Source organism: Falsibacillus pallidus, assembly GCF_050990905.1.
GTDB classification, from domain to species: domain Bacteria; phylum Bacillota; class Bacilli; order Bacillales; family DSM-25281; genus Falsibacillus; species Falsibacillus pallidus_A.
In genome coordinates this window covers 3,507,907-3,533,424 of the sequence record NZ_CP158866.1, presented here as the reverse complement: position 1 = coordinate 3,533,424, position 25,518 = coordinate 3,507,907, and the positions used below count along the sequence as shown (strand labels likewise).

The 25,518-nt window shown below is 42.4% G+C and carries 27 protein-coding genes and 1 riboswitch; of the genes, 14 read left to right on the top strand and 13 right to left on the bottom strand.

The window, feature by feature from the left end; all coding sequences use genetic code 11:
• Positions 1-191: 191 nt before the first annotated feature.
• The 4 genes from ABTV07_RS18370 to ABTV07_RS18355 all read left to right on the top strand — a co-directional run bounded on the left by ABTV07_RS18370 (position 192) and on the right by ABTV07_RS18355 (position 3,988).
• Positions 192-1,013: a Cof-type HAD-IIB family hydrolase gene (locus tag ABTV07_RS18370; protein WP_433745088.1), complete on the top strand. Its 822-nt coding sequence runs from the start codon at positions 192-194 to the stop codon at positions 1,011-1,013.
• A 148-nt stretch (positions 1,014-1,161) separates the two neighbouring features.
• Positions 1,162-1,296 carry a hypothetical protein gene (locus ABTV07_RS18365; protein WP_433745085.1) on the top strand — a complete coding sequence of 45 codons (135 nt, stop codon included), beginning with the start codon at positions 1,162-1,164 and terminating at the stop codon, positions 1,294-1,296.
• 210 nt (positions 1,297-1,506) lie between these two features.
• Complete coding sequence (gene argH, locus ABTV07_RS18360; RefSeq protein ID WP_433745082.1) at positions 1,507-3,000, top strand: argininosuccinate lyase; 1,494 nt, start codon at positions 1,507-1,509, stop codon at positions 2,998-3,000.
• Positions 3,001-3,082: 82 nt separating this feature from the next.
• Positions 3,083-3,988 carry an AEC family transporter gene (locus ABTV07_RS18355; RefSeq protein WP_433745079.1) on the top strand — a complete coding sequence of 302 codons (906 nt, stop codon included), beginning with the start codon at positions 3,083-3,085 and terminating at the stop codon, positions 3,986-3,988.
• A 182-nt stretch (positions 3,989-4,170) separates the two neighbouring features.
• Here ABTV07_RS18355 and ABTV07_RS18350 read toward each other — a convergent pair whose 3' ends face one another.
• The 5 genes from ABTV07_RS18350 to ABTV07_RS18330 form a co-directional block, all read right to left on the bottom strand.
• Positions 4,171-4,461: a hypothetical protein gene (locus ABTV07_RS18350; protein WP_433745076.1), complete on the bottom strand. Its 291-nt coding sequence runs from the start codon at positions 4,459-4,461 to the stop codon at positions 4,171-4,173.
• 82 nt (positions 4,462-4,543) lie between these two features.
• Positions 4,544-5,518 (bottom strand): rhodanese-related sulfurtransferase, encoded by a 975-nt coding sequence (locus ABTV07_RS18345; protein WP_433745073.1) that lies wholly within the window; start codon positions 5,516-5,518, stop codon positions 4,544-4,546.
• 154 nt (positions 5,519-5,672) lie between these two features.
• The gene (locus ABTV07_RS18340) at positions 5,673-8,333 is read right to left on the bottom strand and encodes a YfhO family protein (RefSeq protein ID WP_433745070.1); all 2,661 of its coding nucleotides are present in this window, start codon (positions 8,331-8,333) and stop codon (positions 5,673-5,675) included.
• Between the two features lie 25 nt (positions 8,334-8,358).
• Positions 8,359-8,730, bottom strand: coding sequence for a GtrA family protein (locus ABTV07_RS18335; RefSeq protein ID WP_433745068.1), 372 nt, complete (start codon positions 8,728-8,730; stop codon positions 8,359-8,361).
• A 9-nt stretch (positions 8,731-8,739) separates the two neighbouring features.
• On the bottom strand, positions 8,740-9,702 hold the full coding sequence (locus ABTV07_RS18330; RefSeq protein WP_433745066.1) for a glycosyltransferase family 2 protein: 963 nt from the start codon (positions 9,700-9,702) through the stop codon (positions 8,740-8,742).
• Between the two features lie 194 nt (positions 9,703-9,896).
• On the opposite strand from ABTV07_RS18330, the gene ABTV07_RS18325 reads away from it, so the two are divergent.
• Complete coding sequence (locus tag ABTV07_RS18325) at positions 9,897-12,119, top strand: peptidoglycan D,D-transpeptidase FtsI family protein (RefSeq protein ID WP_433745063.1); 2,223 nt, start codon at positions 9,897-9,899, stop codon at positions 12,117-12,119.
• Here the strand turns inward: ABTV07_RS18325 and ABTV07_RS18320 are convergent.
• The 3 genes from ABTV07_RS18320 to murB form a co-directional block, all read right to left on the bottom strand.
• Positions 12,028-12,993 carry a YdcF family protein gene (locus ABTV07_RS18320; RefSeq protein ID WP_433745060.1) on the bottom strand — a complete coding sequence of 322 codons (966 nt, stop codon included), beginning with the start codon at positions 12,991-12,993 and terminating at the stop codon, positions 12,028-12,030. The two genes, ABTV07_RS18325 and ABTV07_RS18320, sit on opposite strands and share 92 nt — an antisense overlap.
• A gap of 196 nt (positions 12,994-13,189) precedes the next feature.
• Positions 13,190-13,369, bottom strand: a complete 180-nt coding sequence (locus ABTV07_RS18315) for a hypothetical protein (RefSeq protein WP_433745058.1) — start codon at positions 13,367-13,369, stop codon at positions 13,190-13,192.
• A 236-nt stretch (positions 13,370-13,605) separates the two neighbouring features.
• A complete protein-coding gene (gene murB / locus ABTV07_RS18310; RefSeq protein ID WP_433745055.1) occupies positions 13,606-14,538 on the bottom strand; it encodes a UDP-N-acetylmuramate dehydrogenase in 933 nt (310 codons plus the stop codon).
• A gap of 290 nt (positions 14,539-14,828) precedes the next feature.
• Here murB and ABTV07_RS18305 point away from each other — a divergent pair, with 290 nt between their 5' ends.
• From ABTV07_RS18305 to ABTV07_RS18290, 4 genes are all read left to right on the top strand, one after another.
• Complete coding sequence (locus ABTV07_RS18305) at positions 14,829-14,969, top strand: hypothetical protein (RefSeq protein ID WP_433745052.1); 141 nt, start codon at positions 14,829-14,831, stop codon at positions 14,967-14,969.
• Positions 14,970-15,072: 103 nt separating this feature from the next.
• Positions 15,073-15,498 (top strand): VanZ family protein, encoded by a 426-nt coding sequence (locus ABTV07_RS18300; protein WP_433745049.1) that lies wholly within the window; start codon positions 15,073-15,075, stop codon positions 15,496-15,498.
• A gap of 267 nt (positions 15,499-15,765) precedes the next feature.
• Positions 15,766-16,317 (top strand): thioredoxin family protein, encoded by a 552-nt coding sequence (locus ABTV07_RS18295; RefSeq protein ID WP_433745047.1) that lies wholly within the window; start codon positions 15,766-15,768, stop codon positions 16,315-16,317.
• A 204-nt stretch (positions 16,318-16,521) separates the two neighbouring features.
• Positions 16,522-18,225, top strand: a complete 1,704-nt coding sequence (locus ABTV07_RS18290; RefSeq protein ID WP_433745044.1) for a methyl-accepting chemotaxis protein — start codon at positions 16,522-16,524, stop codon at positions 18,223-18,225.
• 153 nt (positions 18,226-18,378) lie between these two features.
• Here ABTV07_RS18290 and ABTV07_RS18285 read toward each other — a convergent pair whose 3' ends face one another.
• Positions 18,379-18,702, bottom strand: a complete 324-nt coding sequence (locus tag ABTV07_RS18285; protein ID WP_433745042.1) for a transposase — start codon at positions 18,700-18,702, stop codon at positions 18,379-18,381.
• 170 nt (positions 18,703-18,872) lie between these two features.
• Here ABTV07_RS18285 and ABTV07_RS18280 point away from each other — a divergent pair, with 170 nt between their 5' ends.
• Positions 18,873-19,568 (top strand): transposase, encoded by a 696-nt coding sequence (locus ABTV07_RS18280; protein ID WP_433745039.1) that lies wholly within the window; start codon positions 18,873-18,875, stop codon positions 19,566-19,568.
• Positions 19,569-19,681: 113 nt separating this feature from the next.
• Here ABTV07_RS18280 and ABTV07_RS18275 read toward each other — a convergent pair whose 3' ends face one another.
• On the bottom strand, positions 19,682-20,065 hold the full coding sequence (locus ABTV07_RS18275; protein ID WP_433745037.1) for a PilZ domain-containing protein: 384 nt from the start codon (positions 20,063-20,065) through the stop codon (positions 19,682-19,684).
• A 208-nt stretch (positions 20,066-20,273) separates the two neighbouring features.
• Between ABTV07_RS18275 and sda the strand changes: the two genes are divergently transcribed.
• The 3 genes from sda (at position 20,274) to ABTV07_RS18260 (ending at position 21,651) form a co-directional block, all read left to right on the top strand.
• Positions 20,274-20,450 (top strand): sporulation histidine kinase inhibitor Sda, encoded by a 177-nt coding sequence (gene sda / locus ABTV07_RS18270; protein WP_433745034.1) that lies wholly within the window; start codon positions 20,274-20,276, stop codon positions 20,448-20,450.
• 202 nt (positions 20,451-20,652) lie between these two features.
• On the top strand, positions 20,653-21,012 hold the full coding sequence (locus tag ABTV07_RS18265; RefSeq protein WP_433745032.1) for a response regulator: 360 nt from the start codon (positions 20,653-20,655) through the stop codon (positions 21,010-21,012).
• A gap of 273 nt (positions 21,013-21,285) precedes the next feature.
• On the top strand, positions 21,286-21,651 hold the full coding sequence (locus tag ABTV07_RS18260) for a hypothetical protein (RefSeq protein ID WP_433745029.1): 366 nt from the start codon (positions 21,286-21,288) through the stop codon (positions 21,649-21,651).
• 37 nt (positions 21,652-21,688) lie between these two features.
• Here the strand turns inward: ABTV07_RS18260 and ABTV07_RS18255 are convergent, their stop codons facing one another.
• The 3 genes from ABTV07_RS18255 to ABTV07_RS18245 all read right to left on the bottom strand — a co-directional run bounded on the left by ABTV07_RS18255 (position 21,689) and on the right by ABTV07_RS18245 (position 23,976).
• Positions 21,689-22,936, bottom strand: coding sequence for an efflux RND transporter periplasmic adaptor subunit (locus tag ABTV07_RS18255; RefSeq protein WP_433745026.1), 1,248 nt, complete (start codon positions 22,934-22,936; stop codon positions 21,689-21,691).
• 15 nt (positions 22,937-22,951) lie between these two features.
• Positions 22,952-23,614: a hypothetical protein gene (locus tag ABTV07_RS18250; protein WP_433745023.1), complete on the bottom strand. Its 663-nt coding sequence runs from the start codon at positions 23,612-23,614 to the stop codon at positions 22,952-22,954.
• Between the two features lie 230 nt (positions 23,615-23,844).
• Positions 23,845-23,976 carry a hypothetical protein gene (locus tag ABTV07_RS18245; protein ID WP_433745022.1) on the bottom strand — a complete coding sequence of 44 codons (132 nt, stop codon included), beginning with the start codon at positions 23,974-23,976 and terminating at the stop codon, positions 23,845-23,847.
• A gap of 16 nt (positions 23,977-23,992) precedes the next feature.
• Positions 23,993-24,077, bottom strand: a riboswitch (cyclic di-GMP riboswitch).
• Between the two features lie 302 nt (positions 24,078-24,379).
• Here ABTV07_RS18245 and ABTV07_RS18240 point away from each other — a divergent pair.
• Positions 24,380-25,513, top strand: a complete 1,134-nt coding sequence (locus ABTV07_RS18240) for a glycerate kinase family protein (RefSeq protein WP_433745020.1) — start codon at positions 24,380-24,382, stop codon at positions 25,511-25,513.
• Positions 25,514-25,518 lie beyond the last annotated feature (5 nt).

The following is a 25,518-nucleotide window of genomic DNA, read 5'->3' as shown; positions in this document are numbered from 1 at the left end:
ATAAGTTATACTAATATAATTATTTAGAAAATAAAAACAAATATTGCGCGTGGGACGCAAGTGGGACGCAGGGACAGGTTCCATGTCCCAAAAAATGGGACAAAGAACCTGTCCCTGCGTCCCTTGGGTTATCGTGTTATAGTAGGGGTACAAATAATATGGTGATTACATCTATGAAGGAGTTTTTCAACATGTCATATAAAATGATTGTGCTAGATTTGGATGATACATTGCTGCGGGATGACCAGACGATTTCTGAGAGGACTAAGGATGCGCTTCTCAAAGCGCAGGAGGCAGGAGTGAAAGTTGTCCTTGCATCTGGAAGGCCGACGGAAGGCATGGTCTGGGTAGCGGAAGAGTTGAATCTTGCCGACTATGGAAGTTTCATATTGTCTTTTAACGGGTCAAAAATTATAGATTGGAAGACGAAGGAAGAAATCTACAGCCGCGCACTTTCCACTGAAACGGCGCACCAGTTGTATGATATTAGCCGGAGGGAAGATGTCGGGATCCTTACTTATGCGGATGGAGCTATTATAGTAGAAGAAGAAAACGAGTTTGCGTCTGTTGAAAGTAGATTAACAGGATTGCCTGTCAAGGTCGTGCCCAGCTTCAAAGATGCAGTACGCGAACCTGTCGTCAAAGCATTGATGCTGAAGGAAGGGGAACGCTTGGCAGAGGTCGAGAAGAAACTGCAGGCGGAACTTGACGGAAGTTTAAGTGTGATGCGGTCGAAGCCATTTTTCCTGGAGTTTACTGAACTCGGAGTGACAAAGGGAGCAAGCCTGGATTATTTGATTGGTCAATTGGGCATCAAGAAGGAAGAGATGATCGCGGTCGGCGACAGCTACAATGACCAGACGATGATCGAGTTTGCAGGGCTTGGCGTCGCGATGGGGAATGCACCTGACGACATCAAGGAAATCGCTGATTACGTGACAGCTTCCAATATGGAAGACGGGGTCGCGGAAGTGGTGGAGAAATTTGTGCTGGAGGAGCTAGCAAGAGTCTAAATTTTGTAAAGAGGATGGAGTTTTCGTCAAGGGAACGAGGGGAGAAAAGCGTTTTACCAGTTGGTAAATTTATCAATGAGGTTTCCCCCTCAAATATTCGGGGTAACTAATGGTCATATCCTAATTCAAACGAAAAGGAATGATCATCTTGACGACAAAAGAGCTTCATTCTATTTTGGAAAAATCCATCAGTATGAGCAGTGGAGAAGAGGCAAATCCTGCACTAATCCTTGAAATGCTCAAACAAGAACTTGGACAAGTCTATAATAAAACAGCGGAATAATAAAAATAATAGATTTAGAGAATAGCGCCCTCTGCGGAGAGGGCGCTATTTTTGCGTATAGGCGTGATGGAATTAACACCCCACGTGACAAAGTAACACTCCAGGTGACTGTCACGCCCCGGTTTTTGTCGAACGGTGCGGTGCGTGTCTCCAATTGCTTCGCTGCTGTATACAATAGGGCAAGAAGGTTTGGAAGGGGAGGCTCTGTAAATGAAGGAACAGGATGATTTTTTGCTGGAGGAAGGGAGTATTTTTCCGGGTAAGACGTATGTGGAGTCTGTGCTGAAGCCTGTTTTTGAGGATCAGCGGGATTACTTGTTTGAGGCAATGTTTGATATTCACCGCGCACATGTGATCATGCTTTCTGAGCAGGGGATTTTAAAGGAAGAGGAAACAGCCATCATGCTGAAAGGGATTCAGAAAACCGCTGAAATCGAACCGTCTTCAATTTCCTATAGTCCTGAATTTGAAGATCTTTTCTTTATGATGGAAGCGAAGATAGCGGATGAAATAGGGGAGGAACTGGCTGGAAAAATCCATATGGGCAGGAGCCGGAATGATATGGGGGTGGCGATGTACCGGCTGGTTCTGCGCGAAAAGCTGCTCAGCTTAATACACGCTGCAAACTCCTTGAGCGACGCCATCTTATTTCATGCAGAACAGCACACAGAAACGTATATGACGGGCTACACACACACGCAGCCTGCTCAGCCAACGACGTTAAGCCACTATTTCCTCGCCATTTATGATGTACTCCAACGGGATATCACCCGGCTGTGGTCAGCGTTCGAGCAGGTCAATCAATCGCCGCTTGGGGCGGCCGCATTGACGACCACCGGCTTTCCTATTTCACGGGCTCGAACATGTGAACTGCTGGGCTTTCGACAAACCATAGAAAACTCCTATGACGCCATTGCCGGGGCAGATTATTTACTGGAGTCGGCATCGTCTATCATGGTCCTGATGGTGGACACTGGCCGATGGACCAATGATTTCCTCCAGTATGTCACACGGGAATACGGTGCGTTCCGGGTGGCCGATCCGTATGTTCAAGTTAGCAGTATCATGCCTCAAAAGCGGAACCCTGTCTCCATTGAACATGCCCGTTCATTGGCGAGCAGTGCTTACAGTGATGCACTCGCAGCGATGAATATGATTCACAACACCCCATTTGGCGACATCGTGGACACGGAGGATGACCTGCAGCCCCAACTATACCGGGCGGCGGATAAAGCGATCCGCGTGCTGAACTTGATGCGGGCTGTTATTACGACGTTGAAGGTAGATGGGAAGAAGCTGATGGAAGGCGCGTCTAAATCATGCATCACCATTACCGAGCTTGCAGATACACTGGCGAGGGACCACGATGTCTCTTTCCGAAAGGCCCACTCCATTGCGAGCTCCATTGCCAAAAGAAGCGTTATGGAAGGAAAAGAGCTCTATGACTGGACAGTCTCTGAAATCAATAACATCATCCAGGAATTCGGGGTGCAAGTTTCGCTGGGAAAAGAACAGTGGGAACGAGTCATCTCTCCGGAGTATTTTGTAAAAATCCGCTCAATACAGGGAGGACCGGCCCCAGTCGAAGTGAAAAGGATGATTGAGGAAAGAAAATGTGCACTTGAAGGGTGCATCGAAAAATGGCGAGCCGCTGCAGATGGGCTGGCTAATAAACAAAGGGACCTGCGAAACAAAACTCTTTGACTTAGGAAATTTTCATGCAGACTACAGGTGTGATAGAATGAGTCTGCATACATAATGTGGAATTTTATTGGAGATGAATGATTTGCAATTTGTTTTGATACTGATCCCCGTTTTTATCATTTTTGGCATAGGCTTCATCGGTCAAAAGGTCATAGGGTTTGAACCCCGTAAATTATCGACCATGGCCCTTTATTTGATGTCGCCGTTCCTTGCTTTTCGGACTTTTTATAAAAATAATGTGGATCTCGATTACTTATATTTAACGATTTTTGCACTAGGACTGTGCTTTGGACTGATCGCCATTGTCTATGTGGTGGCTTATTTCAAAAAGTATTCCCGGAGTGAAACGAGTTCGATGATTCTGTGCTCCGTCTTCATGAACAATGGAAATTACGGGACGCCGGTCGCTTTGTTTGCGTTCGGAGCAGCGGGATTTGACGTGGCGGTCATCCTGATGGTCATCCAGCAGCTGATAATGAGTACAGTCGGTCTTTATTATGCGGCAAAAGGGAGTGAGCATCAGAATGCCGGTTTCAGAGTCGCCATTGGTTCTGTTATAAGGATGCCGGTCGTTTATGGCGCAATCCTTGGATTAGCTGTTCAGCTTTCGCATGTGAAGATGCCGAAAGAAATCTACAAGCCAATCGATATGATTGCCGATGCTACAATCCCGACCATCATGATCATCTTGGGAATGCAACTCGCGAGCATTTCACTGCGGTCGTTAGAAATTGAAAAAATGACGATTGCTCTGCTCATCAAATTCTTGATTTCACCGCTTCTCGCCGTGGTATTTGCATTCATGCTGCCGGTCTCAGAAGTGGTGAAGGACATCATGATCCTGATGGCAGCAATGCCCACTGCAGCAAACACAACTATGTTTGCTCTGCAATTCAACACCAAGCCGGAATTCGTATCTTCCGTCACACTCGTCAGCACCCTGCTCAGCATCCTGACCCTGCCGATTATGCTATACATCCTGTCGTGAAGGGGAAGGGACACGCCCCGGTTTTTGTCGATTGATAGAAAATAAATAACCCGCTGATGCCACTGAAATGGCAGAGCGGGTTTTTGAATTGGAATTTTTCTTTTTGTAGGATATTCGCGGTTTTAAACGTTGTAGTTAATAGTTTTTGTTTGTCATAAAGAAGAGTAAATATAGAGGTCGAATCAGTTTTGGGCTATGCGGATGATTTTTTTTAGTTTATGAATATCCGTCTTATTTTCCCAATGCTCCTTTACAAGAAGATCAAGTTGATCCTTGATGACTTGCTGGCCTTCTTCAAGTCTGTCTAATCTTGATTCCATTTGATCCACTTTTGATTCAATGTTATCAAAACTGGTCTCAATCTTATATGGCCTTGATTCCACTTTCTCAAATCTAGATTCCAGTCGATCAAATCTCTCGTTCATTTGTGTACTCAACTCTTTTATCGCTTGAAGTACTTGATTTGTCTCCATTTAAATCAACACCTCTCTAGTAGAAATATACCATTTTGCAGAAATGAAAGGCACCCCGGAAAACGAGATGCCTTCAATTCATTTATTCAGCAGTAACTGCTTCTTTTTCAAGTACAGCCATACGCTCAGCTACTTCTTCTTCAGTTAAGTTGTGCTCAACGATATAGCGGTTGTTTGGATGCGTGCGGCACTCGTGGGAGCAGCTGCGCATATGCTTATGCTCGTTTTCTTCAGAGCAAAGGATTTTCTTGTTGCAGAATGGGTTTGCGCAGTTCACGTAGCGCTCACATGGTTCCCCTGAGAAATAATCTCTTCCGACAACCACGTGCTCCTTGCGATTGACAGGAACCCCAATTCTTTCATCGAATACGTAAAGTTGGCCGTCCCAAAGTTCGCCTTGTACTTCTGGGTCTTGACCGTAAGTGACGATTCCACCGTGCAGCTGAGCCACATCCTCAAAGCCTTCTTTTAGAAGCCATCCGGAGAATTTTTCGCAGCGGATTCCGCCAGTGCAATACGTAATGATTTTCTTGCCTTCAAACATATGTTTATTTTCGCGGACCCAATCAGGAAGGTCGCGGAAATTTTCGATATCAGGACGAATAGCGCCTTTGAAATGCCCAAGGTCGAATTCGTAGTCATTTCGAGCATCAAGAAGGATTGTATCTTCCTCTTGAATCTGTTCGAAAAATTCTTTCGGACTTAAATATTTTCCTGTTAATTCGTTCGGATTCACATCGTCTTCAAGTCGCAGCGTTACAAGCTCCGGACGGTAGCGAACTTTCAGTTTCTTGAAAGCGTGTCCTTCAGCTTCATCGATTTTGAATACTGTATCAGCGAAGCGAGGGTCGTTTTTCATTGCTTCCATATAAGCATCGGTCTGCTCGATTGTACCGGAAACCGTACCGTTGATTCCTTCTCTAGCGATCAAAATGCGCCCAAGAAGATCGAGGCTTCTGCAGAGCTCTTTATGCTCTTTTGCATATTCCTCAGGATTTTCAATCTCAACGTACTTATAGTAAAGAAGTACCCTGTATTGATTGTTTTCAGTTGTCATAGCTTATTCCACCTATCGATTAATATTTGCAAGATATAATCTTAGGATTTAACGTTTCCTCATTACTCTTACGATTCACTATTATAACAAAAAAACGGAATAATGCTAACCTGGCGTTAATATCCTTTTATTTCCATGACACTACAGGTGACTGTCACGTCCCGGGTTTTGTCGAATTGTGCAATGAATCCCCCTCATTTTTACTGATTGTCTTATTCCTCTTATAAAGATAGTAGACTATGCATGCCAGCAGGGTTATGAGCGAAATGGAAAGGCCGATTTTAAAGTAGGGAGTGACGTATGTTAATTCCACTTTGTGGTCCCCTCTTGTTATTGGCACCCCGATAAAAGCAAAATTGGTTTCGATTGGTTTGACTTCTTTCCCATCTACTTTAACTTTCCATCCTTTGCTGTAAGGGATGGACATATAGAGGAGGCCGCCATTTTCCGAATGGATTGTTCCTTGCAAATTTTCTGGTCCGTATTGAATGTCCTTTAAAGCGATAGCTTTTCTTTCAGACGTCCTTTTTTGCAGGGTATCGAGAGAGTTAAATAAAACCTGTAATGAACTTATTTTATACTTTCCAGGTGAAAGACTGATATAAACGGTGTTTTTATAAAGATGAGTACCAAGGTTCATTACAAAATGGGTTTGAGGAAGAGAGTAGGGCTCTGAAGAATCTCTCTTAATCAATGTCTTCCCATTGATCGATACAGTAAATCCATCGCCATTCTTTGATTCAATATTGAACTCTGTCAAAAATTCTCCTGCTAACTTGCTTGCAGGGGCACTTAATGGGATGACGATAGTTGCCTTTTTGCCAGCAGCCAGCCAATCCCCATCATATTTCACATTCTGAAGTGTGGTACCAACGAGACCATCATGAAGTACCATTGTCTGGAGCTGATCAAGGTTGAAATTCTTCATCCCCAGTTTTTCAGGAGCTTCCTCCGTTACCGCTCCCGCCAAGAGAAGCTGATCTTTTTCAGCTGCATTTAGCGTATTGAATGTATTTTCATCGATTCCTTCCTCATACATGAACCCGACGGGAAGAGAATTTTTATTTTCATAAATGGAGTAGCCATTCAAATCGTTAATCTTCTTGTATCCGTATGGTGTATATGAACTGCCGGGAGGAACAACATAATATTTAGTCCCCAGCATATTTTCCAAAAAGGTCCGTCCGTCTAGATTTTTAAATTGGCTGGGGGAATCCATTTGCAAGACTGAATAATGTTCCTTTAGAAACCGTGAGACATTATAGGGTATCAAGCTTTGATAGGCGCTGAATCCATTATATCTGTATAATAGCTGGGCATTGTGATGGCCGGTAAATAAATTATCAGCCCACATGATTCGATAAAAGGAAGAGTCGCGATTATGTATATAATCAATTATTCTTTGCGCCGCTTTATTATCAACTCCGGTCGGCCCGAATACTTTATCACCTGAAGCTCTTGCCTCTTTAAATGATCCTAGCTCCATTTTAAAAGAATAATAGTTTGTCCAAATAATATTAATCAGGATTAAAGTTAAAAATGTCCCTTTTAAAACATTTGTGGGAATTTTTTTTACGAGAACTAATAAAACAAATGACATCATAAAAAGAGCAATATAAAAAATATGGCTTCCATCAACTTCATTTGGTGTAGAAAGTTTTTTAAAAAAACATATTCCTAAAGCCACTGCCGTAATGGAAGTGAAGATAGGGAAAGATTTCTTTTCTTCTGACACCCAATCCAACACATATGGAATGAAAAGGGCAACAGTAAAAATAAATAAATAGAGCCAACGGTATTGGATGGCAGAAAACCCGTTAAAAAAGGAATAAACCTCAGGGATGCCGTAGAGAACTATGAAAAATAATGTGAAATAAAATCGAATTCGAATTTCACGCTCTTTTATTCTGCTGCCGATCAGTATCAATAATAAGCATGCAATCGGGACTGTTATGGTACTTGTATGAACAAATAAGTTGAATACCATACCTTTATAAAAATCTGCCTGGAAAAGCAAAGGGATTTCGATTTTTTTTCCGAACCGATCTGCGTGGAGGAACTGATAAACGGCTGGCAGGAATGAGAAAGCTCCCATTAGGAAACCAATCATATAGATTTTGGTGATTCTTAAATAATGTAAAAAGAAATTCTTCCACCGGGGTGAGCGGTTATGCAGGAAATAATAAATTCCCCCATACAAGAAGATATACACGGAATTAATGAAGGCAAAATAAAAGTTGGAACTTACAATTACCATGATGCTGATCAGGAATGGATAGGGATTTTTTCTTTCAAATAGCAGATGCAATCCTAATATTGCAAGTGGGAGCCATACCATAGCATCCGTCATAAAATCAGAAAAGAAATTATATCGCAAGAACATAACAGAGCCCACATATACAAGCGCTCCAGCTAATGAGGATAAAATAGACCGTGACTGGGAGCGAAGCAGAAGGAAGAAAAATTGCATCGCCAGAAACGATTTGAAAATACTTATATAAAACTTGATATCTATTAAATCTTTAAGGGAATGGACATCAAAACATAGGGATAACCAAAAGTAAATGGACGTACTGTAGTAATAGATGAACTGGCCGAATAAATCCCCGCCAAGCCCGTAATTCCAAGACCAAAAAAAATGTCCATCTCTAAAGGCATGATGGAGGTAATCATGGAAAATCAAATATTGTTCAACCGTATCTCTTCCGGTTGGTGAAAATAAAGCCCCAGACATAAAAAAATAAAGATGCATACCAAGAGCTGCTGATAGCATCAGGAAAGCGGGAAATACGTATAACTTTAATTTGTGCAACAAAATAGTTACCTCCAACAACAAAGGATTATTTGGTTAGTATGAATCGTGAAATGGCAAATGTAAATGGAATGGCCAGTAAAGATGCCAGAAGCGGTGATATTTGTTCATTCCAGTGAAAAAGTTCTACAAGAATATAAATGGCTGAAGTTGTTACAGTAATATTCACCACATATGTAAGCGGGAATTGTAAAAATTTCTTCAGTGTTGGCTTTGTTTTATAAGTGAAATAGGAATTCATGTAAAACGAGCCAACCATGCTGATGAGAAAAGCCATTATGTGGGAGGCTAAATAATAAATTCCCAGGACACTTTGGAATAAAAGATAAAGTATATAATAAGTTAAGGTATTGATGCATCCAACTATGATAAATCTAATGATTTGGTTAAACATGATCATTTTTCCATCCTATCGATACAGATTGGCTTTTTCTTTCTTTTGAATATGTGCTTTTTCTATATTAAGTTCTTCAATAATATAATGAGGACGCTGCTTTGTTTCATAATAAATTCGTCCGATATACTCCCCGATCATGCCCATGAAAGTAAGCTGGATTCCCCCGAGAAATAGGACTGCTGAAATGGTTGTGAAATAACCGGGCACATCAATGCCATATAAGAAAATGCGGATAAGCATAGCGAAAATATAAATAACGGATAAGGAAGTTATCATCAACCCAAGATAAATAGCTAAACGCAGGGGCTTATTATTAAAAGAAATGATTCCGTCGATGCCATAGTTCAGCAGCTTGGAAAAACTCCATTTGCTTTCGCCGTGCTCTCGCAGGACATTATCATAATGAATGATATATTCTTTGAAACCGATCCAGCTGAATAAACCTTTTGAAAAGCGATTATACTCATTCAGCTCCAGCAGGGAATCTACAGCCTTTCGACTGAGGAGTCTAAAGTCGCCTGCACCATTCTCCAGTTTCACATCCACAAAATAATTGATGAATTTGTAGAAGCTTTGAGAATAATATTTTCGCAGCGGTGCTTCGCCTTGCCGATTTCTCTTCGCGATAACTTGATCATAGCCCTTCTCATAACCAAGGACCATTTCTGGAATCAGGGAAGGAGGGTGCTGTAAATCTGCATCAATGATGATCATCACATCACCTGAAGCATATCGGAGACCTGCAAGCATTGCTGCTTCCTTACCAAAATTCCTGCTAAAAGAAATATACTTAACGTGCGCATCATCATGAGCCAAATCTATTATAATATCCTTTGTAAGATCTTTGCTTCCGTCATTTACAAGAATAATTTCATATCTATATCCTTCGTAGGCCAAAACCTCAGTTATATTCTTATAAAAGGCTTTCAAACCCAATTCCTCATTGAAACATGGTACTACCACCGAAATCATCATTTACCAATTCATCCTTTAAAAGTAATTAATCTGCTACACATTATACCAAATAAATCGGGTGGTGACAGGCACCACCCGATTTTTGTCGAATCCCTTCCTTCCCTAGTAAATTATGGTTTAATTTACTATAATGGTAATAAATAGTTTGGGAGAATGCTGGCCGTGGTTTTGCGGATGACTCTAATGGAAAAGGGATGTGCAGTGTGACTAATACTGAAAAAAAGAAGAAAAAGGGATTTATACCAGTCAGGATTAATTTACTGTTTTTTGCCGTATTTTTATTATTTTCTTTACTGATCTTGCGTCTTGGTGTAGTTCAGATTGTGTTCGGTCAGGATTACAAAAAAGAAGTGGAGCGTATTGAAGACGTCACCGTGCCGATGTCGTCCCCGCGTGGGAAGATGTTTGATAAAAACTTCAAAGCCATCGTAGATAACACTCCATTAAATGCCATCACTTACACGAGGACGCAATCCACAAAGCAGGAAGATATGCTGAAGGTTGCCAGAGAGCTTGCCACGATGATCAATCAGCCTACAAATAAAGTCACAGAGCGGGAAATGAAAGACTTTTGGATTATGAAGCATCCAAATGAAGCAAAAGAAAAAATCACAAAAGAAGAGTGGGATAAGTTTAAAGAGAAGAAGCTGGACAGCGACCAAATCTATGATCTTCAACTAAAGCGCATCAAGGAAGAAGAATTAAAAATGCTGTCGAAATCCGATCTTGAAGTGCTGGCTATTTACCGGCAAATGATTGGCGGCTACAATCTCGTTCCACAGACAATAAAGAACCAGAATGTAACCGATGAAGAATTTGCCCGGGTAAGTGCTCATCTTGAATCTTTGCCAGGGGTGAATATCACGACGGATTGGGATCGTTATTATCCTTATGGATCCACGCTGAAAACCATATTGGGGAATGTTTCTGACAAAAGCGAAGGTCTGTCCAAAGAACTTGCCCCTTACTATATTGCCAAAGGATACAGCCGGAACGACCGGGTTGGCAAGAGCAACTTGGAGCTGCAGTATGAAGATATTCTTCAAGGGGAAAAAGGGAAGATTTTAAATCTAACGGATAAATCAGGCAATGTCATCAGTTCTGAAACGGTTTCCGAAGGGCAGAGAGGAAAAGATATCGTCCTTTCCATTGATATGGAACTCCAGAAAAAAGTGGATGAAATTTTATCTAAAGAGTTGTGGGCGGCTATAAAATCCCCGGGACACGAGCTCTTGGACCGTGCATTCGTTACAATGATGAACCCTTATACAGGAGAAATTTTAGCCATGGCGGGAAGGCAATATGGCATAGATGATGAAACCGGAAAGCCGATACTAAAGGATTTTACTCAAGGGGCTTATACCACCTCTTATGCCCTAGGGTCTGCTGTAAAAGGTGCAACAGTCCTGACCGGGTATAAAACAGGAGCCATTAAACCAGGGGATTATATTTACGATGAGCCGCTGTATATTGCCGATACACCAAGGAAAAAATCCTATGTCAACATGGGGAACATCAATGATTTGACTGCCCTGAAGCGATCATCCAACGTGTACATGTTTAAAACCGCTATCCGGATTGGGCATGGTGTTTACCGTCCGCATGCTGCATTGCCATTGGATTTAAGCGCCTTTGATACGATGCGGAACTGCTTCAGACAATTCGGTCTTGGTGTAAGGACCGGGATTGATTTGCCAGATGAACAGGTTGGATATGAGGGTAAGGTCAAACTGCCTGGACTCCTGCTCGACTTTGCCATCGGCCAGTATGATACATTCACACCGCTTCAGCTCGTACAATATATTTCTACGATTGCAAACGGCGGATATCGTATGGAACCGCACGTGTTGAAAGAAATCCGTGAACCGGTTAAAGATCCGGGTGAAATCGGTCCGATCATTGAAGAAGTCGAGCCAAAGGTGCTGAATACACTCGATATGAAGCCGGAATGGATTGCACGGGTGCAGGAAGGATTCAGGCAAGTTGCCCAGGAGCCGGGCGGAACAGCTTATTCGACCTTCTATACTTCCAGATACAGTTCAGTAAAAACAACTTACAGCCCTGCTGCCAAATCAGGGACAGCCCAAGGATTGTATGATGGGCCGAAACGGGCGGAATTCGTCAAAGCAGGCAAAGAAATTCCGATGACCTGGAATCTGACGCTCGCCGGCTATGCCCCTAACGACCATCCGGAAGTAGCCTTCTCCGTAGTCGTCCCATGGGCGTATCAGGAAGATGCACACAACCCGAACATCAACTACAAAATCGGGAAGCAGATCATGGATGCCTACTTTGAACTGAAAAAACAAAGGGAAGAGCAGGGACTCAACCAAACCTCTGCCGTCCAAAAAGTCGAGAATCAAAAAGAAGTGAAAAATGGCCAAACCAATACCCGCGAAGAAAACAACGGAGAGTAAAATGGTGGGACATGGGGACAGGTTCATTGTCCCAGTTTAGCCATAGTGGATCGTGAGAATCTGAGTATAGAACCGACAAGGATGCAGCCTCAGCGGCTGCATCCTTGTCGTCTTTATTCCCAATCATTTTTAGCTTGATCACTAAAATTCCAAGCCATTCTTTTGCTGTAATATGTAAGTTCTCAAAATCCCCAGGTGCAAATTTGTTCAAATAAACAGATATGATTCGGCCAGTACGATAATCTGCGGGAAATGGGACCACTGGGATGCCAACTTTTTCAAAGCAAAGGACGGAACGTTTCATATGGAAGGCTGAAGTGACTAAAATCGGTTTTTCAAAATGGTGTTTCTCCATCAATTTTTTCGTATACTTGGCATTCTGCTCGGTATTTAAACTTTTGTCATCAATGATAATTTTATTTTCCGGGATTCCCAGCTGTAATAACTGCCGCTTCGCAATATTCCCCTCATTCCCGGTATCCGGATACACCTGTCCGCCGGAAATGATTAGAGGAAGGTTCGTTTCTATTTGGAGCCGGGCAGCGGTCAGCAGCCGGTTAGAAGCAGCGCCGGATAAAATTCCTGTTGTCCCGTCCATATCAGGGGATGTAACACCGCCGCCGCCAAGCATTACGATTACATCACCATTGGGTTTCTGGGGCGGAGGAGTATAAGCGTATTCCAGTTGATGTATGGCGAGTTGGCCAATCCATGTTGTCGAGAGAAGATATAGTAGTAAAGAAAAAATAAGTGCAAGTCTGGCCCCGTTCTTATTTCTTTTCTTATAGAGCCAAAAAACCGCCGCCCACAGTAAAAGAATAAAAATGCCCGGGGGCAGGAAAAAACTATACAAAAATTTTATAGCATAAATCAATTAGGGTCCTCCTTGAAACAGTTAACTAGTTACATTTTAACCTAAATATGGATAGGTTGATAGTCAATAAATAAGGCACTCGGCCAATTCCCAAGTGCCTTTAACTATAGTTGGATTTTAATAATTGAGAGTGGATTCTATGGATATTGAGGATAAACAAAGGTTTTTTATGGGGAGTTGGTGTTGATATGATGTTTTATTCCATCCCAATCCGCTTTTTTACTTTATGAAGGTCTTTTTTATGCTCCGATTGATCCATTCTATCTGCCAATCTGTCCATCCTTCTTTCTAACTTATCAAAACGCTCATTGACCTTCGTTTCGAACTGAGAAAGCTGGTTTTTTAAATCGCGAATTGCTTGCAAGACTTCATCCATAATCACACCTCCTTTTCGTCAATTATAACAAAAAGGAGAGCAAACATTGAAAGATTCCAGTGAAAACCAGTAACACTCCAGGTGACTGTCACGCCCCGGTTTTTGTCGACGCAAACGACACAAAAGTGACAGGCACCACCCGACTTATGGCGAATCCTCCCATAGAAAAACTCGCCATTACCGTTCATGGCGAGTTTTTTATTGTATTTAATCTAACACCGCAAACCTTACCTAGCTCAAGACTCTTCCTTCAATAAATCTTCCCCAATGATGCGTACCTCGCGTTCTAATTCCACACCGAACTTTTCCTTCACCGTCTTTTGCACGTGGCGGATCAGCGAGATGTATTCTTCGGCAGTGGCATTATTCTTATTTACAATGAAACCTGCGTGCTTCGTAGAAACCTGTGCGCCGCCGATGCTTGCCCCTTGCAGCTCGCTATCTTGGATCAGCTTGCCGGCAAACATACCAGGAGGGCGCTTAAACACACTTCCGCAAGAAGGGTATTCCAACGGCTGCTTGGATTCACGCTTGAAAGTAAGGTCATCCATGATGGCTTTGATTTCATCATAGCTGCCTGGCTTCAATTCAAACACAGCCTCAAGTACAATGTCTTCATTTTCAGCAATATTGCTTTTGCGGTAGTCAAGATCAAGATCCGCAGCATCACGCTTCACAAGGTTACCATTGCGGTCCACAACAATCGCATAGTCAAGAACATCCTTGATTTCTCCGCCGTAGGCACCAGCGTTCATGAATAGGGCGCCGCCGACAGTACCCGGGATGCCGCAAGCAAATTCAAGCCCACTCAATGTCTTTTCCAAAGCAAACCTTGAAGCATCAATGATTCGTGCACCACTCTGGGCAGTCAGTTTCGTCCCGTCTGAAGAAATGTCCTTGAAGTTCTTAAGGTTCAGCACAATCCCGCGGATCCCACCGTCTTTAACAATCAAATTCGATCCATTTCCGATCAGAGTGAATGGAATGTTTTCCGTTCTCGCCAACTTCACAACCGCCTGTACTTCTTCATAAGTGGTAGGCGTGATAAAGAAATCCGCCTTCCCGCCGAGTTTTGTATACGTATGATTTCTAATCAATTCATCTATCTTTAAGTTCTCATCTTTCACAATCGATAACAGCTTTTGCTGAATGTCGTTTTTAATCATCATTTAATCATCCTAGTAAAGTAGTCAATAAATTGGGTGAAAGCCCCCTCATCATTATATGATGAATCAACCAAAAAGTTAAATCCTCTGTTATTACCATTTGATATGCCCATGCTACATTACCCTAAAAATCAAAGAAGTAATCCTACAGGTGACTGTCACCACCCGGTCACCACCCGGTTTTTGTCGACAATTGTCATAATTTTGTTGTAGGGATTTATTGGAAATGTAATGTATTTCACGAAAATTTCTGGTACAGTTTTTAAAAGGATTAGAAAAGGAGATATATTGCATTGACGACGCAAGAGTTATATAAAATATTAGAAAAATCCATCCAGTTAAGTAAGAAGGAAGATATGGATGCATATAAAATATTGTTGTTGCTCGAAAAGGATCTTGAACCTCTTTTGAATATTGACGACGAAAAGCATTAACTAGCTTAAGAGTTTAAGGACCCTTACCCTGAGTATAAATCCACTTTTAGTAGATTATACTTGATTTGTAAGGGTTTTTAATTCAAATGAGGTGTTCTCAAGCATGAAAGTCCTGCGGATTGTTTTTTTAGTCATTTTAATATTTATTTTCACCTGTACCCAGAGTTTCACTGATTTAATGTATAAAGGGATAATTGGATTCAGATTTAATTCTGATCCGAATTTTATGGAAATGCTTCAGTTTCGCTTAACAGATCTAATGAACGAACATTATATCATTCAAAAAATCGGTCATTTTTCCAGCTTCGGCATTTTGGCGGGGTTCATTTATTCTTGGTTAAAAAAATACCGGTTGGCGCTGCTGGTAGCCATTAGCTATGCAGTCTCGACGGAGATTCTTCAACTATTTTTTTTCCGCGATGGAAGAATTGTCGATATGTTCATCGATACTGCAGGCGTGGTGACAGCCTTGCTGCTTATCATCATTAAAAAGCAGGTTGATATAGAAGCCGTTAAAAGCGCGAAATAACTTGGAAATAACGTTTAATACAGCAATCTGCCAATCAGTTTTATCCATCCAAAAAAGGATAACCACAGGGGGATGCTAAATAGCGTACCCCACAACAGGCCGATTAAAAGGCTGCCCTCGTGTTCATGCTCATTCATTTCGATCACTCCAAATAAGGTATGTAATCAGTTTTGACATCCCTTGCTGAATTTAAAATTGGGTTAAAGCTTTTTTGCGGATATTTCTTCAAGTCTATGGTATGTTTACTTTAAAAAAGGAGTGAACCGGATGACACTGAACGAATGGTTTGAAAAAGGCATGACATCTAAGGAATACGTGGATTCGATGCAGGTACATAAAGAAAATTTGCAGAGTGTATATGAAGGATTCAATATTCCAGAAAAAGATTTATCTTTATGGAAAACGGTTGCTGACCGGGGACTTCGAGCGATTGTCCTGACAGAAGATTGGTGCGGGGACGCTATGGTGAATGTCCCGATATTGATGAAAATCGCAGAAGCTGCAAACATCAAAATGAGCCTCCTTCCAAGGGATCAAAACCTTGAGCTTATGGATCAGTATTTAACGAATGGAACGTCAAGGGCCATCCCGATTTTCATCTTTATCAATGAAGCAGGAGAAGAAGTTGCTGTGTGGGGGCCGCGTGCACCTAAAGTGCAGGAATTTGTCGACCAAGTTCGTGCTGATATGCCGGATAAAGAAGCGCCGGACTTCAAAGAGAAGCAGCAGAAGATGATTCAAACATTGACGAAGAAATATACAAGTGACCAAAGCGTTTGGGACACCGTCTACGAGAGCATAAAAGAAAAAATAAAATAAGCAGGCGATTAGCCCGGAAGTTCAGTGTAAAGCTGAGCTTTCCGGGCTTTTTTAATGAAGAAAATTCGGGTGGTGACAGTCACGCCCCGAATTTTGTTGTAAAATGTCGCAACTTTCGGCCGATATAAGAAAGGAGAGAGTTTACATTTTTGCCTGGCAAAGTGGAGGCATCAGTTCTTGAAGGACAGACAGAGGGGGATACGTATGTTACAGAAGTGGAGAAATATCAAGATTGGCGGCAAATATTTGTTTGCCCTTGGTGCCGTTATATTGCTGTTCATTATCGCAGCATTATTGGTTTTCACACAATTGAAGGTTATTAATGATAGTGTGGTTCGATTGGGGAACCAGAGCGACCGATCCGTAGCCATTACGGAAATGGGATCTTTATTCCGCTCGAAATCAATCCGGGTCTATGACTATCAAAGAAGCCCGAGCCAAGATGTAATAAAACAGTATAAAGACAGAATTGATGAGTTTAATCAGCTGATGAAAGATATCGAACCAAGCATCGATACACAGCAGGAAAAAGATTTATTTGTAACTGTTACCTCATTTAATGACAAAATGGATGACCTATTTTTAAATCAATTTGTCTCAGCTGTGGACAGTGATAATACTGGTCAAGCAGCCCAGATTTTGAATCAGATTAGTGTACTGCGCCCGCAAGCCATCGCCAAGTTGGATTCCCTTGAGCAAACAGTTGAAAAATCCAGGAGCCAAGCGCAGCAGGATACCAATGCAGGACTGGCAAAAAGCTTTTTCATTTTGTTGATTTCTATCGTAGCAGCTTCTATTATTGGAATCGCTCTTATTTTGCTTATTAACCGCGCCATCCGTTTGAATTTGAAAAAGGTTGTTACGACAGCCAATTCCATTGCAGACGGAAATTTAAATATCCCTGACTTGGATTATAAGGGGAAAGACGAGATCGGACAGCTCAGCACGTCCATCACACATATGAAGAATCAGCTTGCTCGTTTAGTCAAAGAAATCCAAGAGGTTTCGGAAAGAGTGACTGGACAAAGCGAGGAGTTGACGCAGTCCTCTAATGAAGTTTTGACAGGGACCGAGCAGATTGCAGCTACGATGCAGCAGCTTTCTGCAGGGGCTGACCAGCAGGCAAGCTCTGCCGGTGAATTGACTGAAAGAATGAAAAACTACAGCAGAACCGTTTCTCATACAAATGATTTAGGGGAAAATGTTACGGCATCCTCAATGGTGGTTTTAGAGAAAACCAATGAGGGCAGCAGCTTGATGAATGAATCCATCGGTGCCATGAACAAGATTTTTGAAACGGTGGAGGATGTTTCGAAAAAAATGAGCGGCCTTGAAGCACAATCAAGGGAAATTTCCACACTGGTAGAAGTGATACAAGGAATCGCTGACCAAACCAATCTATTAGCTCTCAACGCAGCCATCGAAGCAGCAAGGGCAGGGGAGCACGGAAGAGGGTTTGCAGTGGTAGCTGACGAGGTAAGGAAGCTAGCAGAAGAAGTGACCAACTCCCTTTCCGGCATTGTCTCCAATGTTGAAGGAATCCAGCAGCAATCCTCGCTCATTTCTTCTTCACTTGAAGACAGCTTTGAACAGGTGAAAAAGGGAACGGAAAGCGTAAAAATCACTGGAGAAACATTTGAAATGCTGAAGGGATCCATTAATGCCATGGTCGGCCAGATGAATGAAATCGGCGCCAACATGGCACAGATTTCAAGCGAATCCGGCGAAATGAATACTGCCATCGAAAGTATTGCAGCGGTAACGGAAGAATCCGCAGCGGGAATCGAGCAGACTTCTGCAACAGTCCAGCAATCCAATAGCATCATGGAAGAAGTAGCTAAGAGCTCGACCGGATTGGCCCAACTTGCTGACAGCCTCAACAGCCTGGTGAGGCAATTTAAAATCTAACCGACATAAAGGTGCCGACATAAAGGTGCCTGTCACCACCCGGTTTATGTCGAATTATGTTGGGAGTGCCGAGATAATTTATCATAAAAAGACAGCCGAATGTGGCTGTCTTTTTTGCTTTGAAGGTTACTAATTATTTCATTTCAATTTCAGCTATTTCTTGGTTTTAAGAAAGTCCTGGAACTTTTGGAGAATTTCAATGTTCTCCTCTTGTTCTTTAATTTGTTTTTCTAGTTCCTTGATTCGCTTTTGATTTTCTGTCAGTGGAGAGTCAGAAGAATGACTTTTGGTGCCCGGATTTTCTAAGCCTTCTCTCCCTTTTTTCTTATAGGCCCTGATCCAACGGTTAACTGTATCGCGGTGAAGCCCCAGATCCGCCGCTACAGATGCCTCAGACTCCTCATCATTTATCACTCTTAGTACTGCAGTAAGCTTATTTTCGACACTGGTTTGATTGTTTTTTTGGTTGTTAGGCATTTTAATCTTCCTCCAGAACGATGGATTTGTCTTCTAATCATCATGTATGTATTGTCCAGTATAAGAGAGAAAAGTACAAGCATCAGGAAATTTGTGGGTTATTTTTAGAGGAGATTGATGGATTCAACTAGAAATATTAGAGGTGAAAAATTTTATAGAGAGGTGAAATGATGAGTCGAAAAAAGAGATTATGGCTGCCTGATCATTTTTATCATGTGGTTTCCAGAGGGAATCGGCGTGATCCGTTGTTTCAGGATGATAGAGATTTTCGTGCTTTTTTCTATAACATGAAAGAGTTAAGTGAGAAATCCCCTTTTGAGATTTCCTCCTATTGCTTCATGACCAACCACTACCACTTGCAGATCAGGTCCCCAGAAGTACAGTTATCCCAAATCATGAGCAGATTGAATAAGGGCTATGCCAATTATTACAATACGAGATATAACTTATGCGGGCATGTGTTTGAAAAGCGATTCCACGCTGAGCCCATTAGCAATCCGTACGGGAATTTTGTAGTGAGCCACTATATTCATATGAATCCTGTTCGCGCAAATATGGTTGAGAGCCCCGAAGATTACCCCTGGAGCAGTTACCGCTATTTTCAGTCCTCCAAACTAAAAGCTTCCTTAAAAAATATTCCATTTTTCACTCCCAAGGCCAATCTAGAACTTTTCAAAGGCAGTAGGGAAAATTACGTAACCGCATTTCAAGCCTTAAATGACAATCGGAAAGTACTCGATAACCCTAAAAACCCCAATAGCCGAAGAAAGTTTTACTTTACAGCGAACATTCCATATCTAGCAAATCAAAGGGAAGGCGCCATCAGCGACATGCAAATGAAAATAGGCAACCACATCTATTTTTAAAACTAACACTACAGGTGACTGTCACGCCCCGGTTTATGTCGAATTATGTTCCTGCCCTACTACCAAAGAAAAAGCAGACTCTGTCACTTGGCAGAGTCTGCTTTACAATAATTCTAGTTTGGCTTATGAATTGTTCGTGCATATAATTTTAATTCATTAATGATCTCCTGCTGCAATGGTTCATCAGCTAGAAAATGAATCCCGTAATAATAAGCGCCGGCACGGGGCTCTTCCCACACCATTTCAGAGACAATTGTATATTTATGCTCGTTGATTTCAAAGCGGATTCCGAGCTTGACCTTTTGACTGTGCGACACAGGAATATGAAGATTCGTTGAGAGTTTCATCCCACTGGGGCTTAAATCGATCAATTTAGCTGCACCTTCGGAAGAAGAGACGGGGCGGCCGTTGATTTCTATAATTGTAAAATGTGCATCTAGCGGCTGGGGAAACACATAACGAAACGCTTCTTCTCGCTGAAATCTGATATCATTCATCCCCTTTAAATTCGTATTATTATTCAAATTATATAACATTAGAGGCTATCAAAATATAGAGAATTAGAAGGTAAGAACACTTATATCTCTTAGTGGTTTTTTATAAATTATATTGTATATTAATAGAATAAAGGGTACAATATACCTAAGAGAATCTCGCGTGCTGCATAATCATCCACTGTAAAAATTAGTGAAAAGGGTGATAAAAATGGATTCGCTGCGATTTTTAAGTGACAAAGAGCTGATAGAAGCCTACAAGAAAGCATGCAAGTTTTCCTTATCCCGTGAATTTATTGATATTTTGAGAGAAGAACTGCTGGAAAGAAGCAGGACTCCGAAGGAAATACAAAATTACCCGACGGATAGTGAAAGAGTATTGGAGTAGTAATTTTTTGGCTCTTTATTGAATCTTGTAAATTATCGTTCTATTAAAAATAAACTAAATTCTATTATTTTCCTTTTTCTGTGCTATTCTATTTTAGGCAAATAGGTAGTAAGTAATAGAACGACAGATGATAAAGGGTTTCAGTGAACCCAGCACCCATTTCCTTCCCATTTATTTGCCGGATCTGAGGGAAAGGTGATTAATGTTGAAAACCATTTTATTGGCGGATGAATCTCATTTTTTTCGCAATTTCGTGAAATCCAAATTGGTAGATACGCCATATCGAGTAGCGGCAGAAGCGGTCAATGGCCATACTGCGGTTTTAGAATACCAGCAAAGTCAACCAGATATTGTATTGCTCGACAATACGATGGAATTTTTTAATGGCCTCTATGCATTGAGGCAGATCCTGCACATGAATCCTGAAGCCAAGGTCATCATGTGTTCAGCCATTGGGAAGAAGCAATTAATGGACCAAGCAAAAGAAGTTGGCGCGAAATATTTTATAGGAAAGCCCCATTTCGAAGGGCTGATACCATTGTTGAATAGATTGACAAACTAACAGATGCTTGCAGAATCCCATATTCTGCAGGCATTTTTATTTTCAGATGGGACAAGTGGGGACAGGTCCCGTGTCCCATTCTATTCACTGAGCGATAAACGTTTGGGAAGTGGAGCATGGGGTCACAGGTATACTGTCCCACACTTCCGGAGACAAAAGAGGGACAAAGAACCTGTCCCTCCGTCCCATTGCATTTCGTTCTTTGGTCCTTCTTGATTTATTGCTATTTTTGTCGATATTAATGAAAAGTGGGAATTTAGGGGGAACAATGGAATGGATATTTACGATTTGTTGAAGAAGATTGAGCATGCTGTAGAAGAACATGACTTGGTCTCCACACGTGTATATATTGAAGAAAATTTAGACCTATTATATCAAAATCGCCACCTTCTGAAAGGCAACGCACGGGAATTGTATGAGTTCCTCCTTGAGCGAAAGGACGAAGGCAGCAAACCTTTGACCAGACAGGAAATCATGGCGGTTAATATAATCAATACTTATGCAAAACAATTTGATCTCAGAGGATTAAAACTGAGTATAAAAAACCATGCAGCCCTGCTTTTGCAGAAAGAAACAAGGCAATATCTCAATAGTGATGCCAGAATCATCCTGGAGGGGATGGGAGCTATTGAGAAGTAGGACGGAGGGACAGTAAACCTGGCCCTCCGTCCCAGCATTATGGTTCTAAGATCCCCATAATCATGTATTTCCAATTTCCTTCGAACTGCGCGTCGTTTTCCCAATTGATCCGTTCTGGCTTCATCAGGGTGACGAATAGCCCTTCACGATGTACTTGATCCGGAAGCTCTGCAATGTGGCTTCCTTTTTTTACCCCGTTTTTCACTTCGATGTAGCCATCATCTTTGATTCGTGTTTTCACTTTCTGCTTCTCTACGATGCCTTTATTGTTCAGCACCCATAAATATTTTGCGTCATTCGAATGCATCACACTTTTCACAGGAACCGCATTTGCATTCTCTGCTTCTTTCGTCACGATTTCCGCCTTCACATGGTAGCCCTGCAGCAGTTCCTTTTCAGCAGCATCCTCAGCAACAACAACAAAAGGATATTTCGAATCGTGGTCAGTTGAAGGAGTAAGTTCTGGCAATTCCGCTACATCAGAGACGGTCCCGTCCAACTTTCCAGTGAAGTGCTTGGAAGTGATATGAGCTTTATCCCCATTTTTCACATCGCTCCGCTGTTCCTCCGTTAATTTGCCCTTCACCACGGAGTTCTTGGATACAATGGTTACCCCTGGATTATCCAATTGGTGTGAAACGTTCGAAACAATACCACTGTAAGGGCTGACGACTGTCAAACTGCCTTCCCCGTTTTGCAGTGTCCTCAACTGTTCGCTGTACATGTCGATTTGCTGCTGGACTTTTGCCCGTTCCTGTTCTTTCTCAGAAATCGTTTTGGCCAGGTCGTAGTAGGCTTGCAATTTGGCACCGCCTTGAGATTCTTGCCCCTCTGAGTCTGGACCGATTCCTGGACCAGGGCTGTCTTCAAACGATGAATCATTTGGAACGCTGTTCTGCAGCGACTGGAGCTCTGAAATCAGCTGGTCGATGCTTTCTACTTCACCGCGAAGACTGTTCTGCTCCGCAACGATGAGGCTCCTCCGCTCTTCAAGATCCAGCCCGTCATATTCAAATAATGGCGTACCAGTTTCAACCGGCTGCCCTTTTTTAACTAGAAACTGTTTGAAGCTTTTATTCTTATCGATGTACACCTGATTTGTTTCCGCAGCATCGAGCACACCTTCAGTTTCGATGGAATTCTCGAGGTCTTTTGCCTTCACTTCAGTCCACTGAGAAAGGAAATTAGTCCGATCAACGGAGCTTTCTTTTTTATAAATAAGATAAAGATTCAATCCAATAAAACATACGATGGCCACAGTAAGCCATATGCTCTTTTTAGACATGAGGTCACCGCCTTTTTAGAAAAATGGTTTTAATTCAAAGAAGGCCAAAGTCGCCGTGATGGCCCAAAAGATTAAATGAATGGAAAGGGTCAACAATAATGCAGCACCACGCGACATGCCGGCAAGCTTCCTCAATCCGATAAATTGTATGTACATGCTCCAGATCTTAAAGAGCGAAGCGCATCCTAAAAAGTAGATGATCCAAGCAGGTGCATGTGCGCTTTGGGCAATCGCCCCCAATGAAAATGGGGTGGAGTACCAGTCTAGTCCCAGCAAAACCAAAAACAGGATATGTAGAATCTTCTCAATTAAAATAGGAAGAAATGCAAACGCCTGTACCACAAGTAAGCTCTTGAAAGATGATTCAGTCCAAATGTCAAACCAAAGAGACATGAGGTATAGATATATCGCTGCAAAAAGAAGCCCCGCAATTAGCCTGCCGATCCAAAACAAAAACTTTTCCCACTCAAATTGTGAGTTTGATAGATTATTGATCTCAGCAGAGATTTCATGAGCGCCAAGCCCAAACCAACCGCTGACCGCAAAAATCAGCAAACTGGAAAGAAATAAGAGAAGCACTCTATTTTTTAGTCCGTAAACCGTCTCAGCCTGCTCCAGCTGATGAAGCATCGCCCCTAGGGCTCTTAGTCCCCTGAATAATCGAACCTGATAGATCAAAAGATGTCCCTCCAACAAATTAAATGTAATAACTTCATTGTAACGCAAAAAATGTCGTAAATTCCAATAATTTCAACTTTGATTCCTTGTACCCAAGGGGAGTTTACCCCAGGTAAAACCCGAGTTGACTGTCACCACCCGAATCCTGTCGAAAAATCTAGCAGCGGTGGTGACGGGCAATAAAAAGCCGCATTCCCTTTGAATGGGGGATGCGGCTTAAATATATTTGTTTACATAAAATACGGAAGTACGGATACCCCGGCTCCAAGCCCGATGGTTATAATACCGATCAATACATATCTGATGGCTCTTCTTTTCTTTTTCAATTGATACGCTTCTTCAGGTGTCAAAAATCTTCCCATTTTAACTCCTCCTTGGTTCGATAACTGGCTGGCTTAGTCTTGCGACCTTAGCCCCTTTAGCTTTGCGCCGCCATCTTTCAATGGCTTAGCCATTTCGTCCTTCTAAGGACAATATACCAGATATTTCGACAGGAGTAATAGTGCGATAGTCTTATTTATTCGAATTATGCATAAAAGAATATTTTCTCCTTAAGTAACACGGGGCGTGACAGTCACGCCCCGAATCGACCCGACTTTTGTCGACTCTACTGGAAACCTCCATCCACTTGCTGAGCCCTTTGTACGGGGTCAGTCTGACACTGGATTTTCCAACACCTTTTCAGCTAGAATGGTAGAAATCATTCCCGGCTGCCGCCACTGAAAATCATACCGGCAGGGGAACATAAAGAGGTGTACTCCATAAATGAACGTTTTAATTGCAAGCGATACATTTAAAGGTTCTTTATCATCATACGAAGTTGGAAAAGCGGCTGAAACCGCCATAAAAAAAGTGATCCCGGAAGCAAAGACCATTATTTCCCCGATGGCAGACGGCGGGGAGGGGACGATTGAAGCCCTCCTGCAAAGTGCGGATGGCCATGAAGTGGAAGTAGACGTCCATGATCCTTTGATGAGACCGATCAAAGTCAAATATGCCGTCATCCATCAAGGGGATAGAGACGTCGCCTATATCGAATGTGCCAGGAGCAGCGGGCTCTCCTTGCTTCCAAAGTCTCTTCAAAACCCCACCAACACCAATACATATGGGCTCGGGGAACAGATTAAAGACGCCATCAAACGAGGTTACCGTGACATCGTCATTTCCCTGGGAGGGAGCGCGACGAACGATGGAGGCCTAGGAATGCTGCAGGCCCTTGGCTGGCATCTATACGACGCATCCGGCACCTTGATGGGTATGCGTGGAAATCCTATTCTGGAAGCAGTGAGTCTATCCGAGGAAAACATCATCCCTGAACTAAAGGACTGCCGAATCACCGCGGCGAGCGATGTCACTTGTCCTTTTTATGGAGAAAGAGGGGCTGCATACGTTTTCGCCAAGCAAAAAGGGGCATCCGACGTGGAAATAGGGGAACTCGACCTTGCCATGCGAAAACTCGCCAATCTTTACGAAAGAAACTACGGAAAGGATGTTCAGAACATCCCAGGTTCCGGGGCTGCTGGTGGACTTGGCGGTGCTATCTCTGCTGCTTTAAAAGGAGAAATCAAATTCGGAGTCGACCAAGTCATCGAACTCACCTGCCTTGAAGATAAAATTAAGGAAGCGGATCTCATCATCACGGGTGAAGGGAGCATTGACTATCAATCCTTGATGGGGAAAGTACCGCTCGGAGTCGGCAAGCTTGCCAAAAAACACAACAAAAAAGTCATTGCCATTGCTGGCAGAATCGACGCTGAATTGACCCTGCATAACCATTTTCTCGACGGAATCTTCTCGATTCAAACAGAATGCCGGACCCTTGAGGAAGCACTCGACCCAACAATCACAAAGCAGCAGGTGGAAACAACGGTGGAACAGCTTATTCGCCTATTGAAATAAAAACA

What these genes read in the sequence shown, in the direction of transcription:
- ABTV07_RS18370 (WP_433745088.1), top strand. Translation starts at nt 192, where the DNA reads ATGTCATATAAAATGATTGTGCTAGATTTGGATGATACATTGCTGCGG.
- argH (WP_433745082.1), top strand. Translation starts at nt 1,507, where the DNA reads ATGAAGGAACAGGATGATTTTTTGCTGGAGGAAGGGAGTATTTTTCCG.
- ABTV07_RS18350 (WP_433745076.1), bottom strand. Translation starts at nt 4,461, where the DNA reads ATGGAGACAAATCAAGTACTTCAAGCGATAAAAGAGTTGAGTACACAA.
- ABTV07_RS18345 (WP_433745073.1), bottom strand. Translation starts at nt 5,518, where the DNA reads ATGACAACTGAAAACAATCAATACAGGGTACTTCTTTACTATAAGTAC.
- ABTV07_RS18335 (WP_433745068.1), bottom strand. Translation starts at nt 8,730, where the DNA reads ATGATCATGTTTAACCAAATCATTAGATTTATCATAGTTGGATGCATC.
- ABTV07_RS18330 (WP_433745066.1), bottom strand. Translation starts at nt 9,702, where the DNA reads ATGATGATTTCGGTGGTAGTACCATGTTTCAATGAGGAATTGGGTTTG.
- ABTV07_RS18325 (WP_433745063.1), top strand. Translation starts at nt 9,897, where the DNA reads ATGTGCAGTGTGACTAATACTGAAAAAAAGAAGAAAAAGGGATTTATA.
- ABTV07_RS18315 (WP_433745058.1), bottom strand. Translation starts at nt 13,369, where the DNA reads ATGGATGAAGTCTTGCAAGCAATTCGCGATTTAAAAAACCAGCTTTCT.
- murB (WP_433745055.1), bottom strand. Translation starts at nt 14,538, where the DNA reads ATGATGATTAAAAACGACATTCAGCAAAAGCTGTTATCGATTGTGAAA.
- ABTV07_RS18300 (WP_433745049.1), top strand. Translation starts at nt 15,073, where the DNA reads ATGAAAGTCCTGCGGATTGTTTTTTTAGTCATTTTAATATTTATTTTC.
- ABTV07_RS18295 (WP_433745047.1), top strand. Translation starts at nt 15,766, where the DNA reads ATGACACTGAACGAATGGTTTGAAAAAGGCATGACATCTAAGGAATAC.
- ABTV07_RS18290 (WP_433745044.1), top strand. Translation starts at nt 16,522, where the DNA reads ATGTTACAGAAGTGGAGAAATATCAAGATTGGCGGCAAATATTTGTTT.
- ABTV07_RS18285 (WP_433745042.1), bottom strand. Translation starts at nt 18,702, where the DNA reads ATGCCTAACAACCAAAAAAACAATCAAACCAGTGTCGAAAATAAGCTT.
- ABTV07_RS18280 (WP_433745039.1), top strand. Translation starts at nt 18,873, where the DNA reads ATGAGTCGAAAAAAGAGATTATGGCTGCCTGATCATTTTTATCATGTG.
- ABTV07_RS18275 (WP_433745037.1), bottom strand. Translation starts at nt 20,065, where the DNA reads ATGAATGATATCAGATTTCAGCGAGAAGAAGCGTTTCGTTATGTGTTT.
- sda (WP_433745034.1), top strand. Translation starts at nt 20,274, where the DNA reads ATGGATTCGCTGCGATTTTTAAGTGACAAAGAGCTGATAGAAGCCTAC.
- ABTV07_RS18265 (WP_433745032.1), top strand. Translation starts at nt 20,653, where the DNA reads ATGTTGAAAACCATTTTATTGGCGGATGAATCTCATTTTTTTCGCAAT.
- ABTV07_RS18260 (WP_433745029.1), top strand. Translation starts at nt 21,286, where the DNA reads ATGGATATTTACGATTTGTTGAAGAAGATTGAGCATGCTGTAGAAGAA.
- ABTV07_RS18255 (WP_433745026.1), bottom strand. Translation starts at nt 22,936, where the DNA reads ATGTCTAAAAAGAGCATATGGCTTACTGTGGCCATCGTATGTTTTATT.
- ABTV07_RS18245 (WP_433745022.1), bottom strand. Translation starts at nt 23,976, where the DNA reads ATGGGAAGATTTTTGACACCTGAAGAAGCGTATCAATTGAAAAAGAAA.
- ABTV07_RS18240 (WP_433745020.1), top strand. Translation starts at nt 24,380, where the DNA reads ATGAACGTTTTAATTGCAAGCGATACATTTAAAGGTTCTTTATCATCA.